The organism is Streptomyces sp. NPDC002888 (assembly GCF_042888465.1).
Taxonomy (GTDB): domain Bacteria; phylum Actinomycetota; class Actinomycetes; order Streptomycetales; family Streptomycetaceae; genus Streptomyces.
Genome location: NZ_JBIAPU010000001.1, coordinates 602,896 through 618,492 on the forward strand (window position 1 = coordinate 602,896; position 15,597 = coordinate 618,492).

At 70.0% G+C, this 15,597-nt stretch carries 17 protein-coding genes and 1 pseudogene; 9 read left to right on the forward strand and 9 right to left on the reverse strand.

The window, feature by feature from the left end; translation table 11 throughout:
* Positions 1-41 precede the first annotated feature (41 nt).
* Both ACFYWX_RS02770 and ACFYWX_RS02775 read right to left on the reverse strand, forming a co-directional pair.
* Positions 42-668: a dihydrofolate reductase family protein gene (locus ACFYWX_RS02770; protein ID WP_389422120.1), complete on the reverse strand. Its 627-nt coding sequence runs from the start codon at positions 666-668 to the stop codon at positions 42-44.
* An 86-nt stretch (positions 669-754) separates the two neighbouring features.
* Positions 755-1,600, reverse strand: coding sequence for an AIM24 family protein (locus ACFYWX_RS02775; RefSeq protein ID WP_389422121.1), 846 nt, complete (start codon positions 1,598-1,600; stop codon positions 755-757).
* 100 nt (positions 1,601-1,700) lie between these two features.
* On the opposite strand from ACFYWX_RS02775, the gene ACFYWX_RS02780 reads away from it, so the two are divergent.
* A complete protein-coding gene (locus tag ACFYWX_RS02780; RefSeq protein WP_389422122.1) occupies positions 1,701-2,447 on the forward strand; it encodes an SDR family oxidoreductase in 747 nt (248 codons plus the stop codon).
* 156 nt (positions 2,448-2,603) lie between these two features.
* Here ACFYWX_RS02780 and alc read toward each other — a convergent pair whose 3' ends face one another.
* On the reverse strand, positions 2,604-3,719 hold the full coding sequence (gene alc, locus ACFYWX_RS02785) for an allantoicase (RefSeq protein WP_389422123.1): 1,116 nt from the start codon (positions 3,717-3,719) through the stop codon (positions 2,604-2,606).
* Positions 3,720-3,774: 55 nt separating this feature from the next.
* Entirely contained in the window at positions 3,775-5,115 is a 1,341-nt protein-coding gene (gene allB, locus ACFYWX_RS02790; RefSeq protein ID WP_389422124.1) for an allantoinase AllB, read from the reverse strand.
* A 256-nt stretch (positions 5,116-5,371) separates the two neighbouring features.
* Between allB and ACFYWX_RS02795 the strand changes: the two genes are divergently transcribed.
* Positions 5,372-6,169, forward strand: coding sequence for an IclR family transcriptional regulator (locus ACFYWX_RS02795; RefSeq protein WP_389422125.1), 798 nt, complete (start codon positions 5,372-5,374; stop codon positions 6,167-6,169).
* Positions 6,170-6,305: 136 nt separating this feature from the next.
* The gene (locus tag ACFYWX_RS02800) at positions 6,306-6,614 is read left to right on the forward strand and encodes an antibiotic biosynthesis monooxygenase family protein (RefSeq protein ID WP_389422126.1); all 309 of its coding nucleotides are present in this window, start codon (positions 6,306-6,308) and stop codon (positions 6,612-6,614) included.
* Between the two features lie 17 nt (positions 6,615-6,631).
* Here ACFYWX_RS02800 and ACFYWX_RS02805 read toward each other — a convergent pair whose 3' ends face one another.
* On the reverse strand, positions 6,632-6,946 hold the full coding sequence (locus ACFYWX_RS02805; protein ID WP_389422127.1) for a DUF5955 family protein: 315 nt from the start codon (positions 6,944-6,946) through the stop codon (positions 6,632-6,634).
* Positions 6,947-7,145: 199 nt separating this feature from the next.
* Here ACFYWX_RS02805 and ACFYWX_RS02810 point away from each other — a divergent pair, with 199 nt between their 5' ends.
* Positions 7,146-7,745 (forward strand): NTP transferase domain-containing protein, encoded by a 600-nt coding sequence (locus tag ACFYWX_RS02810; RefSeq protein ID WP_389422128.1) that lies wholly within the window; start codon positions 7,146-7,148, stop codon positions 7,743-7,745.
* A 199-nt stretch (positions 7,746-7,944) separates the two neighbouring features.
* Positions 7,945-9,582: a malate synthase A gene (gene aceB, locus ACFYWX_RS02815; RefSeq protein ID WP_389422129.1), complete on the forward strand. Its 1,638-nt coding sequence runs from the start codon at positions 7,945-7,947 to the stop codon at positions 9,580-9,582.
* Positions 9,583-9,647: 65 nt separating this feature from the next.
* Here aceB and ACFYWX_RS02820 read toward each other — a convergent pair whose 3' ends face one another.
* Complete coding sequence (locus tag ACFYWX_RS02820; protein ID WP_389422130.1) at positions 9,648-10,562, reverse strand: HipA family kinase; 915 nt, start codon at positions 10,560-10,562, stop codon at positions 9,648-9,650.
* A 335-nt stretch (positions 10,563-10,897) separates the two neighbouring features.
* Positions 10,898-11,311 (reverse strand): cupin domain-containing protein, encoded by a 414-nt coding sequence (locus ACFYWX_RS02825; RefSeq protein WP_389422131.1) that lies wholly within the window; start codon positions 11,309-11,311, stop codon positions 10,898-10,900.
* 446 nt (positions 11,312-11,757) lie between these two features.
* Here ACFYWX_RS02825 and ACFYWX_RS02830 point away from each other — a divergent pair, with 446 nt between their 5' ends.
* Entirely contained in the window at positions 11,758-12,351 is a 594-nt protein-coding gene (locus ACFYWX_RS02830) for an isochorismatase family protein (RefSeq protein ID WP_389422173.1), read from the forward strand.
* A 19-nt stretch (positions 12,352-12,370) separates the two neighbouring features.
* On the opposite strand, the pseudogene ACFYWX_RS02835 reads toward ACFYWX_RS02830, so the two are convergent.
* Positions 12,371-12,607: pseudogene (locus ACFYWX_RS02835) on the reverse strand (IS5/IS1182 family transposase); the annotation flags it as partial.
* A 102-nt stretch (positions 12,608-12,709) separates the two neighbouring features.
* Here ACFYWX_RS02835 and ACFYWX_RS02840 point away from each other — a divergent pair.
* Both ACFYWX_RS02840 and coaD read left to right on the forward strand, forming a co-directional pair.
* Positions 12,710-13,159 (forward strand): FAD-dependent oxidoreductase, encoded by a 450-nt coding sequence (locus tag ACFYWX_RS02840; RefSeq protein ID WP_389422132.1) that lies wholly within the window; start codon positions 12,710-12,712, stop codon positions 13,157-13,159.
* A gap of 24 nt (positions 13,160-13,183) precedes the next feature.
* A complete protein-coding gene (gene coaD, locus ACFYWX_RS02845) occupies positions 13,184-13,702 on the forward strand; it encodes a pantetheine-phosphate adenylyltransferase (protein ID WP_389422133.1) in 519 nt (172 codons plus the stop codon).
* Between the two features lie 438 nt (positions 13,703-14,140).
* Here coaD and ACFYWX_RS02850 read toward each other — a convergent pair whose 3' ends face one another.
* Positions 14,141-14,545 carry a cupin domain-containing protein gene (locus tag ACFYWX_RS02850; protein ID WP_389422134.1) on the reverse strand — a complete coding sequence of 135 codons (405 nt, stop codon included), beginning with the start codon at positions 14,543-14,545 and terminating at the stop codon, positions 14,141-14,143.
* A gap of 142 nt (positions 14,546-14,687) precedes the next feature.
* Between ACFYWX_RS02850 and ACFYWX_RS02855 the strand changes: the two genes are divergently transcribed.
* Positions 14,688-15,584, forward strand: coding sequence for a helix-turn-helix transcriptional regulator (locus tag ACFYWX_RS02855; protein WP_389422135.1), 897 nt, complete (start codon positions 14,688-14,690; stop codon positions 15,582-15,584).
* Positions 15,585-15,597: the final 13 nt, after the last annotated feature.

Here is a 15,597-nt window from a genome sequence, read left to right on the forward strand (position 1 = left end):
AGGACACGGTCGGAGCGGACGTGACTACGGCCCACGAGGCGTCAGACCGTCTCCGGCAGCTCGTAGGAGCCGTACTCCGGGCGGCCCGCCAGGTCGTACGACTGGATGGAGACGCCCGCGGCGGTGATGCGGCCGCCGGTGTGGCGGAAGGCGGTGGGGAGACTGCCCTCCGCGAAGAGGCGGCGGCCGGCGCCGAGGACGACCGGGAAGGTCAGCAGGTGGACGGTGTCGACGAGGTCGAGGGCGAGCAGTGAGCGGGCGAGGGCACCGCTGCCGTGCACCTGGAGCTCGCCGTCGGTGCGCTCCTTGAGGGCGGTGACCTCCTTGGCGAGGTCGCCGTCGATCACGGTCGTGTGGGCCCAGTCCGGGGCGGTGAGGGTGCTCGAGGCGACGTACTTCGGCAGGCCGTTCAGCTTCGAGGCGACCGGGTCGGCCGGGTCGGTCATCTTCGGCCAGTAGGAGGCGAAGATGTCGTAGGTGCGGCGGCCGAGGAGGAACGCGCCGACGCGTTCGAAGACCTCGGTGACGAACCGGCCGAAGTCCTCGTCGCCGTACGGGACGCTCCAGCCGCCCTGCTCGAAGCCTCCTGTGGTGTCCTCGCTGGGGCCGCCGGGGGCCTGGTAGACGCCGTCGAGGGTGACGAAGGTGGTGAGGACGAGCTTGCCCATGGCGGGTGCCTGCCTTCCGGAAGGTGGGGTCGCTTGACGACAACTGTCATCAGCTCAGACCCCACCGGCACCCGCAACTCATCGCCTCAGCCCGCGTGGGTCGAGAACAGCCCGCCCGCCGGGCCCTGCTTGTCGCCGCCCTGGGCCTTCTTCAGGGCGTTGGCGAGGCTCTCGATGGTGAGGGACTGCAGGATCACGCTGCCGTTGCCCTCCAGGGTGGCCAGGGACAGGCCCTCGCCGCCGAACACGGCGTTCATGACGCCCTGGCGGTTGAGGCCGCCGACGCGCTGGACGCCGTACTGGATGCCCTCTTCGAAGGCGACGACGCAGCCGGTGTCGACCTCGATGCGACCGCCGAAGTCGGCCGGGTTGAGGTCGATGAAGTTGCCCGCCCCTGCGATGATCACGGTGCCGCGGCCGGTGAACTTCTCCAGGATGAAGCCCTCGCCGCCCTTCGTGCCGGTACGGCCGCCCTGGAAGGCGATGCCGAAGTCGACGGTGGACTCGGCGGCGACGAAGGCGTCCTTCTCGGCGAACCACGCGCGCGTGCCGTCGAGCTCCAGGGCCCGCATCTCGCCGGGGAGCACCCCCGCGAAGCCCACGGTGCCCTCGCCGCCCTGGGCGGTGAAGTACTGGAACGCCAGCGACTCGCCCGCGAGGGCGCGCTGGCCGACCTGCATGGCGGTGCCCATGGCCTGGCGCAGCATGCCGCCCATGCCTCCACCCACGCCACCGCCGCTCCCGCTGCCCGAGCCGGCTCCCTGGGGCTGGCCGCCGCTACTGCCGGACGGGCCGGACAGGCGGGTCTCCATGGTCACGTTCGCCGTCTTGAACAGGAACTTCCCGGCCTCGCAGTACACGGTCTGGCCGGGGCCGAGGTTGACGACCGCCATCTGCATGGCGTTACCGACGATTTCTCGCTGAAGGGTCACGACGGGAGAACGCGGGAGACGGAGGCAAGAGTTCCGGGCCACCGAGGTAGACGTCCGTTGGCCGCCAGCACGCCGGGGCACCGGCCGCTGGGATGGACCCATGACAACGACCTACGGAACTCTGAACGGCAAGGTGGCCCTGGTGACCGGCGGCAGCCGCGGCATCGGTGCGGCCACGGCGGTGCGGCTGGCCCGGGAGGGCGCGGACGTCGCCCTCACGTACGTGAACGGCAAGGAGGCGGCCGCGGACATCGTACGCGCCGTCGAGGCCCTCGGGCGGCGGGCGGTCGCCCTGCGGGCGGACTCCGCGGACGCGGCGGAGGCGGCGGGAGCGGTGGGCCTCGCGGCGGAGGCGCTGGGCGGGCTCGACGTGCTGGTGAACAACGCGGGCGTCGGGCTGCTCGGGCCCCTGGAGAGCCTGTCCCTCGCCGATGTGGACCGGGTGCTCGCCGTGAACGTCCGCGGTGTCTTCCTGGCCTCCCAGGCCGCGGCCGCGCGTATGGAAGCCGGGGGCCGGATCATCACCATCGGCACGTGCATGACGCAGCGCGTCCCGGGCCCCGGCGGCACGCTCTACGCGATGAGCAAGTCGGCGCTCGTCGGGCTGACGAAGGCGTTGGCCCGCGAGCTCGGCGGGCGCGGGATCACGGCGAACGTCGTCCATCCGGGGCCGATCGACACGGACATGAATCCGGCGGACGGGCCCTATGCCGCGGGGCAGGCGGAGATGACGGCGGTGGGGCGGTTCGGGAGGGCTGAGGAGGTGGCGGCGACGGTGGCTCATCTGGCGGGGGCCGCGTATGTGACGGGGGCGGAGTACGCGGTGGACGGTGGGCATGCGGCGTGAGGGTGCCGTAGGGGTTTTTCGCCCCCGCCGCCCCTGCCCTTCCCGTCCCCGGGGGCTGGCGCCCCCGGCCCCCCGCTTCGGCCCTGAACGGGCCTTGTCCGCAAACGCCGGACGGGCTGGAAGGGGGCGGAGCCCCCAGGACCGGAAGACCGCCCGTCAGCCGCCCAACTCCTGATGCCGCGCCGCGAGGCGGTTCGCGCCCTCTTCCGTCAGGGAGCCGAACAGCCGCAGGCGGGAGATGCCTCCGTCCGGATATATGTCCACGCGCGCGTGCGTCCCCACCGCCGACGTCGGCAGGAGGAAGCGGTGGTTGGTGTCGGGCTGGAGGCGGGTGCGCGGGAGGATCTCCAGCCAGTCGCCGTCCTCGCCGTCCCTGACCGACACCGTCGCCCAGCCCGCGGCGTTGCCCTTCAGATACGCCGTGTCGATCTCGAGGGCGCGGATCTGGGACTGGGCGACGAGTCGGTAGCGGATCCAGTCGTTGCCCTGGTCGCGGCGGCGCCGGGTCTCCCAGCCGTCGTCCATCTTGCGGGAGCGGCCGGGCTGGATGGTGTTCGTCGCCGGGGAGTAGAAGAGGTTGGAGGCGTCCTCGGCCCGGCCGCCGTTCTCCAGGGCGACGACATCGAAGGTGCCGAGCACCTCCAGCCATGCCGGGTCCGGGACGACCTCGCCGTACACGCGCAGGCGGGCGATGCCGCCGTCGGGGTGCTGGTTGACGCGCAGGTGGGTGAAGCGCTGTTCGACGGACACCGAGAATCCGTTCGCCGCGTGGCCGCCGACGGGGGTGCGCGGGACCAGCGTCGTCCACTTCACGTCGTCGCCGAGGAGCTCCTCCGGGGAGGGGGAGCCGGGCACCGACGTGCCCTCGATCGACACCGCCTGCGGGTAGTTGCCGCGGAAGTGGGCCGTGTCGACGACGATCCCGCGCACGACACCGGGTGCGCCCAGGCGGACCAGTGCCCAGTCGTGGTCCTCGGACGTCGGCCAGGGGTGGTCGGCCGAGGCACCGCGGCGGCGGCGGGTTTCCCAGCCGTCCATGATCTTGCCCTTGTGCCCGAAGTGCTCGGGGTCGAACTCGGCGCGCCCGGGCAGCAGCAGGTTCTCCCGCTGGGCGAAGAACTCGTCGTTGGCGGCGATGACCCCGGCGCCGAGCTGCCGGTCGGCGAGGTTGGCGTGGTGGGTGAAGGGGAAGTCGGCGGTGCGGTGGTCCGCGTACGGGTCGCCGCCTCCGTAGGGGTTCGCGTCGCCGGTGAAACGAGGTGTCGCCGTCACAGTGATCAGGGCTTCCTTTCGGGAGTCGGCCGGTGCCGGTGCGGATGCGCGCGGGTCAGCGGGGTCTGGTGAGCAGTCGCCCCTTCGGTTCGGTGAACTCGCCGTCGGCGACGATGCGTTCGCCGCGCAGCCAGGTGGACTTCACGACGCCGTGGAGGGTCCGGCCCGCGTACGCCGTGACGCGGTTGCGGTGCTGGAGGGCCGCGGGGTCCACGGTGAAGGTCTCGTCGGGGGCGAGGACGGCGAAGTCGGCGTCGTGGCCCGGCGCGATGGCGCCCTTGCGTGCGTCGAGCCCCACGAGTCGGGCCGTGCGTGTCGACATCCAGCCGACCACGTCCTCCAGGCCGTGGCCCCGCCGACGCGCCTCGGTCCACACCGCGGCCAGGCTGAGCTGGAGGCCCGAGATGCCGCCCCAGGCCGTCGCGAAGTCGTCCGTCTTGAGGTCGGCCGTCGACGGGGAGTGGTCGGTGACCACGCAGTCGATGGTGCCGTCCGCCAGCGCCTGCCAGAGGAGGTCCTGGTTGGCGGCCTCGCGGATGGGCGGGCAGCACTTGAACTCGCTGGCGCCGTCCGGGACCTCCTCGGCGGTGAGGGTGAGGTAGTGGGGGCAGGTCTCGACGGTGATGCGGACGCCCTCCGCCTTGGCGGCGGCGATCAGTGGCAGCGCGTCGCTGGAGGACAGGTGCAGGACGTGCACGCGCGCGTGGTGGCGCTTCGCCAGCGCGATGAGCCCCGCGATGGCGGAGTCCTCGGCATTTCGCGGGCGGCTGGCGAGGAAGTCGGCGTACCGGGGGCCGCCCTGCTGCGGGGCGGCGTCGAGGTGGCGGGGGTCCTCGGCGTGCACGATCAGCAGGCCGTCGAAGCCGGCGATCTCCTCGAGGGACCGGGCGAGCCGGTCCTGTTCGAGGTGCGGGTACTCGTCCACGCCGGACGGTGACAGGAACGCCTTGAAGCCGAAGACCCCGGCGTCGTGCAGCGGGCGCAGGTCCTTGACGTTGTCGGGCAGGGCGCCGCCCCAGAAGCCGACGTCGATGTGCGCCTTGGCGGCGGCGACCTGCTGCTTCGTACGGAGGTGCTGGACCGTGGTCGTCGGCGGGAGGGAGTTGAGCGGCATGTCGACGAGGGTGGTGATGCCGCCGGCCGCGGCCGCGCGGGTGGCGGTCCAGAAGCCCTCCCACTCGGTGCGGCCGGGGTCGTTGACGTGCACGTGGGTGTCGACCAGGCCGGGCAGCAGCACGTGGTCGCCGAAGTCCTCCAGGCGGGCGCCCTCGGGGACGGCCGCGTCGTACGGCAGGACGGCCGTGATCCTCCCGGCGGAGACGGCGACCGAGGCGGCGCGCGTCCCTTCCGGAGTGATGACGCGTGTCGAACGCACCACCAGTTCAGCGTCGGACACCCGGACCCCTCTCTTCCGCTTGCTTCGCGGAAACTTCCACGAAACGGAATTCAACTTTCTGTTGAAGAAGTCTTCACTCCCGGACCCATGCCGTCAAGGGCGCACTTCTCCAGAGTGCATCCGCCACCGCCACTCTGGATGTTTCCACAAAGCGGAATTAGAATTTCGTCGAGCAGAACGTAGCTACGCACAAGCGAGGAGTCAACCGACCGACGGGTAGGCTTCAGCTCTTCCCGCCAGCCCCGAAAGGAACGCCGTGCCGACGTCCAGCGCCAGCACCACCGACTCCGTCAAGTCCGCCGGCGGCGGGGTCCAGTCCCTCGAGCGCGCCTTCGACCTGCTCGAGCGGATGGCGGACGCGGGCGGCGAAGTCGGGTTGAGCGAACTGTCCGTGAGCAGCGGGCTCCCCCTGCCCACCATCCACCGCCTGATGCGCACCCTCGTGGCCTGCGGTTACGTCCGCCAGCAGCCCAACCGCCGGTACGCGCTCGGCCCGCGCCTGATCCGCCTCGGGGAGTCCGCCTCCCGGCTGCTCGGCACCTGGGCCCGTCCCTATCTCGCCCGCCTGGTCGAGGAGACCGGCGAGACGGCGAACATGGCTCTGCTCGACGGGGACGAGATCGTGTACGTGGCGCAGGTGCCGTCGAAGCACTCGATGCGCATGTTCACCGAGGTCGGCCGGCGCGTCCTGCCGCACTCCACGGGCGTCGGCAAGGCACTGCTCGCGGGCTTCCCGGACGACGAGGTGCGCGCCCTGCTGGGCCGCACCGGCATGCCCGCCGCCACGGAGAAGACCATCACCACGCCGGACGGCTTCCTCGCCGCGCTCCAGGACGTCCGGCGTGCGGGATACGCGGTCGACGACAACGAGCAGGAGATCGGCGTGCGCTGCCTGGCGGTCTCCGTGCCCGACTCCCCCACCGCCGCGGCCATCTCCATCTCCGGCCCGGCCGGCCGGGTCACGGAGACGGCGACGGACCGCATCGTGCCGGTGCTCCAGCAGGTGGCGGTGGAACTCTCGGACGCCCTGGCGACCACGACGCCCACAGCCTGAGGGCCCGGGCCCGGCGCACGTCGCGTACCACACCGCCGTCTCCCCGACCCGACCCGTTCGGCCCGTCTCCGAGGGCGGGGCGACCAGGGGGCTCCTAGCCTGTCGCAAAAGATCGGCGACGGAGCGAGGTGCCCCCATGTTGCAGGAGAGCAAGTTCTGGTCCTCGGGAAACTGGCACGTCAGGACGGGACAGGCCGAGGAGTTCGTCGAGCGCTGGCAGGAGTTCCTCACCTGGACCAAGGAGAACAACGACGGCTTCCTCGGCGCTCGCCTGATCCGCAACCTCGGCAGCCCGGACTCCTTCGTGTCGTTCGCCGCCTGGCAGGACCTCGCCTCGATGCGCGCCTGGCAGAACTCGCCCGAGTTCACCAAGCGCCTCGGCGCCTGCCGCGCCCTGTGCGAGGACATGCAGAGCGGCGGCTACGAGTTGGCCGCCGCCGTCTGAGCGCCCCGGCCGGCCCCTCAACGGCGCGGCGGTTCCCCGAACAGCTCCACCGCGCTGCGCACGTTCCCCAGGCTCGCCGACAGGGCACTCACCGAGCCGATCGCGCCGGCGATCAGGAGCAGGGAGCGGCGCAGACGGGGGATCTCCGGGATGCCGTGGGTCGCCATCGCGGCGAGGGCGGCGAGCTCGTCCTCCGCTATGGCCCTGTCGGGGAAGTCGGCGGGATGTGCGGCGAGTTCACGGCGCAGCCGGGACACGGCGGTCCGCAGTCCCGTCACCCTCGGATCCTCGTCGCTGCCGGTCACCGGTCTCTGCCCCAAGCTCCGCAACACAGCTCTCCCCCCAGGAAACGCCGTCGTGCACGTGCCTCGTGATCTCCGTTCGCGATCCCACCGAGCACCCCGTGGTGTAGGCCGGGCACCGGGGGACGCGGGTCAGTAAACGCCACCCGAGCCGGGTGCGCCACCGCGCGGACCGAAATTCAGCCCACGGAAACCGGACGGTCGTCGCGGGGTCAGGTATGCAGGACGTATGACGCAAAAGGAAGACCAGGTCGCCGGGTTGATCCTCGCCGCCGGCGGCGGGCGACGGCTCGGCGGACGCCCCAAGGCGCTCCTCGGACATCGGGGGCGGCCGCTCGTCGAGTACGCGGTGGGGGTGCTGCGGACGGCCGGCTGCACGCGCGTCCATGTGGTGCTGGGGGCGGCCGCGGACGCCGTACGGGAGCGGGCGGCGCTCGACGGGTGCGTGCTCGTGGAGAACCCGGAGTGGGAGCGGGGCATGGGGTCCTCGCTGCGGGCCGGGCTCGAGTCGCTCGCCGGGACGGGTGCGGGGGCGGCACTGGTCTCGCTCGTCGACCAGCCCGGCATCGGCCCGGAGGCGGCGGCCCGGGTGCTCGCCGCGTACCGGGACGACACGTCACTGGTCTCGGCCGCGTACGACGGCGTGCGCGGGCATCCCGTGCTGTTGGGTGCCGCCCACTGGGCGGGCGTCGCCGCGTCCGCCGGCGGCGACCGGGGGGCACGCGCCTATCTGAAGGCGCATGAGGACGCGATCACGCTCGTCGAGTGCGGGGACGTGGCGCGGCCCTACGACATCGACACGGAGGCCGATCTCGCGCACCTTGAGTGAACGGGGTGGCACTGAGCGCCACTATGACTCGACCCGGAGAATCTCGACGTCAACAAAAGATTGAACTTCCACCATGAGGAAACTAGTATCCACTGTACAGAAGCGCCCGAGTGCTCCGCGGGCGCTCCCCGCCCTACCCGGGTCGACCGGCACCCGGTGCCACAGCTCGAACGCAGCTCGCTGAAGGAAGTGACAGCTCATGTCCGCACCAGCGCCGTCCCCGCTGGCCATCGTCGACGCCGAGCCCCTGCCTCGGCAGGAGGAGGTCCTCACCGAAGCGGCACTCGCCTTCGTGGCCGAGCTGCACCGGCGGTTCACCCCGCGCCGTGACGAGCTCCTCGCCCGCCGCGCGGAGCGCCGCGCCGAGATCGCCCGCACCTCCACGCTCGACTTCCTCCCGGAGACCGCCGCGATCCGCGCCGACGACTCCTGGAAGGTGGCCCCCTCCCCCGCGGCCCTCGACGACCGCCGGGTGGAGATCACCGGCCCCACCGACCGCAAGATGACCATCAACGCCCTCAACTCGGGCGCCAGGGTGTGGCTCGCGGACTTCGAGGACGCCTCCGCGCCGACCTGGGAGAACGTGGTCCTCGGCCAGCTCAACCTGATCGACGCGTACACCCGCGGCATCGACTTCACCGACCCGAAGTCCGGCAAGTCGTACGCCCTGAAGGACAACAGCGAGCTCGCCACCGTCGTCATGCGCCCGCGCGGCTGGCATCTGAACGAGCGTCATCTGGTCGACGCCGACGGCAACCAGGTCCCGGGCGCCTTCGTCGACTTCGGGCTGTACTTCTTCCACAATGCCAAGCGCCTGCTCGGCCTCGGCAAGGGCCCGTACTTCTACCTCCCCAAGACGGAGTCGCACCTGGAGGCCCGCCTCTGGAACGAGGTGTTCGTCTTCGCGCAGGACTACCTCGGCGTCCCGCAGGGCACCGTCCGCGCCACCGTGCTCATCGAGACGATCACGGCCGCGTACGAGATGGAGGAGATCCTCTACGAACTCCGCGACCACGCCTCGGGGTTGAACGCCGGTCGCTGGGACTACCTGTTCTCCATCGTCAAGAACTTCCGTGACGGCGGTGCCAAGTTCGTCCTGCCGGACCGCAACGCGGTCACGATGACGGCCCCGTTCATGCGGGCGTACACCGAACTCCTCGTCCGAACCTGCCACAAGCGCGGCGCGCACGCGATCGGCGGCATGGCGGCGTTCATCCCCTCGCGCCGGGACGCGGAGGTCAACAAGGTCGCGTTCGAGAAGGTTCGCGCCGACAAGGACCGTGAGGCGAACGACGGTTTCGACGGCTCCTGGGTGGCGCACCCGGATCTGGTCCCGATCGCCTTGGAGTCCTTCGACCGGGTCCTCGGCGACAGGCCCAATCAGAAGGACAGGCTGCGCGAGGACGTCGACGTCAAGGCCGCCGACCTGATCGCCGTCGACTCCCTCGACGCCAGGCCGACGTACAACGGCCTCGTCAACGCCGTGCAGGTCGGTATCCGTTACATCGAGGCCTGGCTGCGCGGCCTGGGCGCGGTCGCGATCTTCAACCTGATGGAGGACGCCGCGACCGCCGAGATCTCCCGCTCGCAGATCTGGCAGTGGATCAACGCGGGCGTGGAGTTCGAGGACGCCACCGGCAACACGGTGAAGGTCACGCCCGAGCTGGCCCGCGCGGTCGCCGCCGAGGAGCTGGCGAGCGTCAGGGCGGAGATCGGCGAGGACGCCTTCACGGCCGGCCACTGGCAGCAGGCCCACGACCTGCTGCTGCAGGTCTCCCTCGACGAGGACTACGCGGACTTCCTCACGCTGCCCGCATACGAGCAGCTGCGCGGCTGAACCTCACGTGTCCGCGTGGCCCGGGGACTTCCCCGGGCCACGTGGTCGTGTACGAGCCTCTTCTGTCATCCGAGGTGCGCCGACCAGTCCTGTTCCGCCGCCGGTTTGCCGTGCAGGTCGGGGACCCGCTTGAGCCAGTTCGGGCGGCCCTGTTGCGTCTTCGCCACCCGGAGGGCCTCCTCGGCGGCGAGTTCCTCCCGGGTGGGGAAGTCGGCGGGGAGCCATTGCTCGGACGCCTGCACACGCGCGTGGAGATAGTCCACGTACGCGCGGCGGGCCTCGTCCGGGGTCGCGAAGCCGGGCTCGTCGGCCAGCCAGGCGTCCGGGACCTCGGCCACGATCGACCGCAGAAGCTCCTCGGTCACCTTCGGCGCCAGTTCGGTGTCGGCGGCCCGCACGTCAGGGGCGTACTGGCCGAGGGCGTGGTGGCGGAAGTCGTACGCCTTCGCGGGGTCGGAGGCGTCCCAGCGGTGGTGGAAGACGAGGGCGGCGCCATGGTCGATCAGCCACAGGCGCGGAGGCACGGTCCCGAACGTCGGCCAGATCATCAGATTGGAGCTGTGGACCGTGCGGTCGACGTTCACGGTCAGGGCGTCCAGCCACACGATCCGACCCGCCTCCAGCGGGTCCACGCGGAAGGTCTTGGCGACCTCCGGAGTGAAGTCCTTCGCGCCCGGCAGGTAGTCCATGCCGAGGTTGACTCCCGCGCTCGCGCCGTGGAGTTCCCGCACCTCCTGGTGGGGCTCGTGGTCGGCGATCGCCGGGTCGAAGTGCACAAGGACCAGCTCGGGGAAGCGCAGTCCGAGGGCGCGCGCCAGCTCGCCGACAATCACCTCAGCGACCAGCGCCTTGCGGCCCTGCGCGGAGCCGGTGAACTTCACGACGTACGTGCCCAGGTCGTCGGCCTCGACGACTCCGGGGACGGAACCGCCGGACCGGAGAGGTGTGATGTAGCGGGTGGCGGTGACCTCTCTCAGCATTTTCTCAGGTCACCCACCTCTCCAGCCTTACAATCCATACCCAAGATGGACAACAGCAGCAAATGTCCGTCATCAGCCCTGGGGAGAATCCGGGGAGTTTCGATTGGCATGCGGCTCTCCCTGTTTCCCGAGCAGCCCGTCGGTCGCGGTGAGCCCCTCGCTTCCGGACTCCGGCACGAAGTGAGCATAGTAACCGAGGGTGACGGTCTGCGAGGAATGTTTCTCGCCGGGCTCCTCTCCACGATGGGCGATTCCGGCCTCATCACGGATTTCGAGCGCTGGCGGAATCGACTCATGTCCTAACGAGGGTCAGAAGGGAGCCCCTGGCTTCCTGATCAGGCGTCCTTCACTGCCTTGGATGCCACGCGCCAGGGACCGTCTTGCTGCCGGGCCGCGCCTGCGTTGCCTGGCCACGGCGGAATGGTCACCGCGACAATCTGCAGACCGTCACTCCCGGCCCGGGACTGGAAACATGTGCCGACGGGGATGGTCACACAGACACCTGGTTCGAGCTGTGTCCTGTCATCCTTGCTGTTGAGGCTCCGCCACAGCTCTCCGGAGCCGGAGACGACGTACCAGATCTCCTGCACACTGCCGTGCGACAGCGCCTGCGACGCCTGATTCGGTGCAAGTTCGAACTGGGCAAAGCTTGCGACGTTCGGAAGAACGCCAAGCGGACGCACGAGCGAGCCGTCAGGCGTTGTGTGTTCGGCGACAACCTCACCGGCATGCATGGTCGAGAGTTCCATCATTTGATCCCTTATGGGCCACGGTTCCGCGTGCAGCGTTCACTCGCTGTCAGCGTCCGGGATCCGCAGGTGAACCGCACGGCGGAAGCACTGCTCAGGTGACCAGCGCGGCAACGGTGTAGGTGATCGGCTCGTTCGGGCACCCGGCGGCCAGGCCAGCGAGCGCCTGCGGGTGGTCGTGGTGGTCTCGGCCGAAGTTGCTCCGGCCACGTGCCTGGACTACAGGACGGCGAGGTGGAAGGGCTGGTCGGCGGGGACGCCATTGCCGCCGCCCAGTTACTCCGTGAGATCGTCCGGAGGGCGACGTGCTGGCCGCACTCGCGTGACAGCGAGGACCGAGCACGTGCGGGCCGCCGGTCAGGTGAATTGAGGGGCCCGTGGTGCGCGTGTTCGTAGCGGACGGGCAGGCATATGGGCACGGGTTCCTGCGAGGAAGGGATTGCGCTGTGCGTCGTGCTCTGATCGTCGTCGATGTGCAGAAGGACTTCTGCGAGGGCGGCAGCGTCCCGGTGAAGGGCGGCACCGACCGGGCCCGCGCTATCGCCGAAATGATCCAACGATCCGCCGGCAGCGAGTACGCGCACATCGTCGCCACCCGCGACCATCACATCGATCCGGGCGGCCACTTCTCCGACCACCCGGATTACCGAGACTCCTTCCCCGTGCACTGCGTGGTCGGCAGCGAGGGAAGCGCCTTCCATCCGCACTTCGCGCCGACCGTCGCTTCTGGTGCCGTTGACGAGGTTTTCTACAAGGGTGCGCACTCCGCTTCGAAGAGCGGCTTCGAGGGCTCAACCGAGGACGGCACATCCTTGGCCGACTGGCTTCAGGCGCGCAGCGTCAGCGACGTGGACGTCGTCGGTATCGCCACTGACCACTGTGTGAAGGCCACCGCGCTGGACGGCGCGAAAGCCGGGTTCGCCGTGCGTGTCCTGCTCGACTACACCGCAGGCGTCGCCACCGACACCACTGGCCACGCCATCGAGGAACTGCGCCAGGCCGGCGTCGCACTCACCGGCGAACCTGTCGTCCTCGACTGAGGGGTCCTTGCAGTAGGCGTCACTTCCGGCGCTTGGTGGTGGGGCGGCCGTCCCAGCGGTATCGCGGGGTCGCGCGACGGATGAGCATACGCAGCGTGACGATCGCGGCGGACAGGTAGAGGTAGAAGTCCACGACGCGGCTGCGCTTCTCGGTGCAGCGCCGCAGCTTGCCGAAGCCGTTCATCCACGCGTGGCACCGCTCCACCACCCACCTCTTGCCGGCCTGGGTCGGGGCGGAAACACCCTTGCGGGCGACGCAGATTCAAGCGGTGGTGACACAGGTCACTTCGCCATTGCGCCACACGTGGACGGTGGGCGGCATCCCGTGTGTGATCCGATTTCACAACGGGAGGCAGACATGAGGGTCTTGGTGGTGGGCGCCGGTTATGCGGGAACGATCGCGGCGAACCGGCTGGCGAAGAAGGTGCCGGACGCCGGGATCACGGTGATCAACCCACGCCTGGACTTCGTCGAGCGGGTGCGGCTGCACGAGCAGATCGCCGGGACGGGCCAGGCGGTAACCCCGCTCGCCTCGATGCTCCGCTTGGGGATCACTTCGTGTGTCGGCACCGTCGACACGATCGGCGACGGCTGCGTCACGCTCGAGGACGGCGCGAGCCTTGGGTTCGACTATCTGTTTCTGGCCGTCGGAAGCACGGTCGTGCCCATGCCGGGTACGGTCCCGGTGGGGACGTGGGAGGGTGCCGAGCAGGCCCGCACCAGGCTGGCCGAGCTCTCTGCCGGGGATGCCGTTATGCCCGCGGCGTGCTGTTGCCCACGCTCGCCGAACGCGCCGGAATGCCGCTGACCAGGGCTGCCGGGTTGTACGACGGTGCGGCACGCTGTGCGACACTTTCCGATCATGCGAGCCCTCTTCCCAGGATCCTTCGACCCGGTCACTCAAGGGCACCAGGACGTTCTCCGCCGTGCCGCCCTCCTGTTCGACGAGGTCGTCGTCTGCGTGATGTTGAATTCGAACAAGACCGGCCGCTTCCCCATCACCGAACGGCTGGACCGGCTCCGCGCGGCAGCAACTGACCTGAGCAACGTCACGGTCGACTCCCACACCGGCGGCCTGCTGGTCGACTACTGCCGCCGAGTCGGAATCGACGTCGTCATCCGCGGAGTCCGCGGCATTCCCGACCTGGACTACGAAATGCCGATGGCCCGCATGAACCACGAACTGGCCGGAGTCGAAACGTTCTTCATCGCTGCAGACCCCTCCCTGGCCCACATCTCCTCCACCCTCGTCACCGCGATGAGTCAACAGGACCGTGTCCCGAATGATGATTTGAGCGAGCTTCTTCCAGCAGGTGAGGGCGGCCGCGAGGGTGATGCAGGCGGCGAATAGGTTGCCCCGGCGCTCAGGCGTTCGGAGGAGTCGATGCCGCGGCGGGTGATGTGCGGGAAGATTCCCCGGCCGCGCAGCCATCGCCGCAGATCAGGATAGTCGTACCCCCTATTCGCCCTTACCGCCGCGGCGCCCACGATGCCCGAGAACCGACATCAGCTCAGCTGCATGATCCGAACGGCGCCGCGGCCCTGGTCGTCGGGAGTCTGCGCAGGCCGAGATAAGCGGTGCTCATAGTCGCGGACCTACCGCCAGCGCGACACCCCCGTGAGAAGCGAGGGCGGGTCATCCGGTTGTAGGGGCGGGACCAGGCGATGCATCGCGTACGAGCAGGGACGTTGACCGCAGCGTAGGCGCAGGTCAGCTCCACCCGATGGACAACTCACGACGTGCATGCCCGGATCGTCGGCGAGGAGTGCCCAACCCACCGCACCGGGGTCAGGCAGTGCGGGTGCTGTGGCGTCGGCCGCCGTACTCGCTGTCGGTGACGTGTTCCAGCCAGTCGACGTCGTCGGTCTCCCACAGGGCGAGGTGGGTCATGAAGTGGTCGGGGGCGGCGCCGTGCCAGTGCTCCTCGCCCGGCGGGGTCCAGATCACGTCGCCCGGGTGCGCTTCGAGGAGTTCGCCGCCGCGGGACTGGATCAGGGCGATGCCCTCGACGATGTAGAGGGTCTGGCCCAGGCCGTGGGAGTGCCAGGCGGTACGGGCGCCGGGGGCGAAGCGGACCGCGTTCGCCCGGACGCGGGAGGGGTCCTCGCCGCGGTGGATGACGTCGGCCCAGGCATCCCCGGTGAACCAGTCGGCGGGCAACTTCATCGTCGGCTGCTTCTTCAACAGTTCCATGGTGTGTGTCCTCCGTACTCGTGGTGCCGAGAGCAGGCGCACTACCGATGAAACCGCTGGTCACGCGGGCGGGGAAGGTAACGCTGTTCCAGGTAATGGCAGAACCCCCCACTCCCTGCCCAGCACACCTAGCCTGGAGGGCATGGACAGCAGGAGCGAGATCAAGGAGTTCCTGGCCTCGCGCCGGGCCAGGATCACTCCGCAGCAGGCCGGCCTGCCCGCCTACGGCGGCAACCGCCGCGTCCCCGGCCTGCGCCGCGAGGAAGTCGCCATGCTCGCCGGGATGAGCGTCGACTATTACGTCCGCCTGGAGCGCGGCAACCTCACCGGTGTCTCCGAGGCGGTTCTGGACTCCCTCGCCCGGGCCCTGCAGCTCGACGAGGCCGAACGCGACCACCTGCACGACCTGTCCCGCGCCGCCAACACCACACCGCACAAGCGCCGTCGCGCCCCCCAGCAGCAGACACGGGTCCCGGCCGGTGTGCAGCGGATCCTCGACTCCATGACCGACGCGCCCGCGTTCGTGCGCAACGGCCGCCTGGACTTCCTCGCCGCCAACCGGCTCGGCTACGCGCTGTACGCTCCCCTGTTCTCCGACGGGCAGAAGCCACCGGTGAACATGGCCCGGTTCAGGTTCCTCGACCCCCGCGGCCGCGAGTTCTTCGGCCGCAACCGGGAGGAGTCGATGAACAACACCGTCGCGCTGCTGCGCACCGAGGCCGGCCGCAACCCCCACGACAAGCCCCTGACCGACCTCATCGGCGAACTCGTCACCTGCAGCGAAGACTTCCGTGCGGCGTGGGCCCGGCACAACGTGCGCCTGCACTACAGCGGCCTGAAGCACTTCCGCCACCCGGCCGTCGGCGACCTCACCCTCGCCTTCGAAGCCATGCAGCTGCCGGCACAGCCTGCGCTGAGCCTGACGGTCATGACCGCCGAACCAGGCACGGCCGACGAGGACGCCCTCAAGCTGCTGGCCAGCTGGGCGGCCACCGACGAGGCGCTGCCCAAGGAGGTTTCGGGCCCGCGGGCCCCGTGACCTCTACCGAGCC

Excerpts from the sequence above, each read along its gene's own strand:
- ACFYWX_RS02770 (WP_389422120.1), bottom strand. The coding sequence starts at position 668 with ATGGGCAAGCTCGTCCTCACCACCTTCGTCACCCTCGACGGCGTCTAC.
- ACFYWX_RS02780 (WP_389422122.1), top strand. The coding sequence starts at position 1,701 with ATGACAACGACCTACGGAACTCTGAACGGCAAGGTGGCCCTGGTGACC.
- ACFYWX_RS02800 (WP_389422126.1), top strand. The coding sequence starts at position 6,306 with ATGTTGCAGGAGAGCAAGTTCTGGTCCTCGGGAAACTGGCACGTCAGG.
- ACFYWX_RS02810 (WP_389422128.1), top strand. The coding sequence starts at position 7,146 with ATGACGCAAAAGGAAGACCAGGTCGCCGGGTTGATCCTCGCCGCCGGC.
- aceB (WP_389422129.1), top strand. The coding sequence starts at position 7,945 with ATGTCCGCACCAGCGCCGTCCCCGCTGGCCATCGTCGACGCCGAGCCC.
- ACFYWX_RS02820 (WP_389422130.1), bottom strand. The coding sequence starts at position 10,562 with ATGCTGAGAGAGGTCACCGCCACCCGCTACATCACACCTCTCCGGTCC.
- ACFYWX_RS02825 (WP_389422131.1), bottom strand. The coding sequence starts at position 11,311 with ATGGAACTCTCGACCATGCATGCCGGTGAGGTTGTCGCCGAACACACA.
- ACFYWX_RS02840 (WP_389422132.1), top strand. The coding sequence starts at position 12,710 with ATGAGGGTCTTGGTGGTGGGCGCCGGTTATGCGGGAACGATCGCGGCG.
- ACFYWX_RS02850 (WP_389422134.1), bottom strand. The coding sequence starts at position 14,545 with ATGGAACTGTTGAAGAAGCAGCCGACGATGAAGTTGCCCGCCGACTGG.
- ACFYWX_RS02855 (WP_389422135.1), top strand. The coding sequence starts at position 14,688 with ATGGACAGCAGGAGCGAGATCAAGGAGTTCCTGGCCTCGCGCCGGGCC.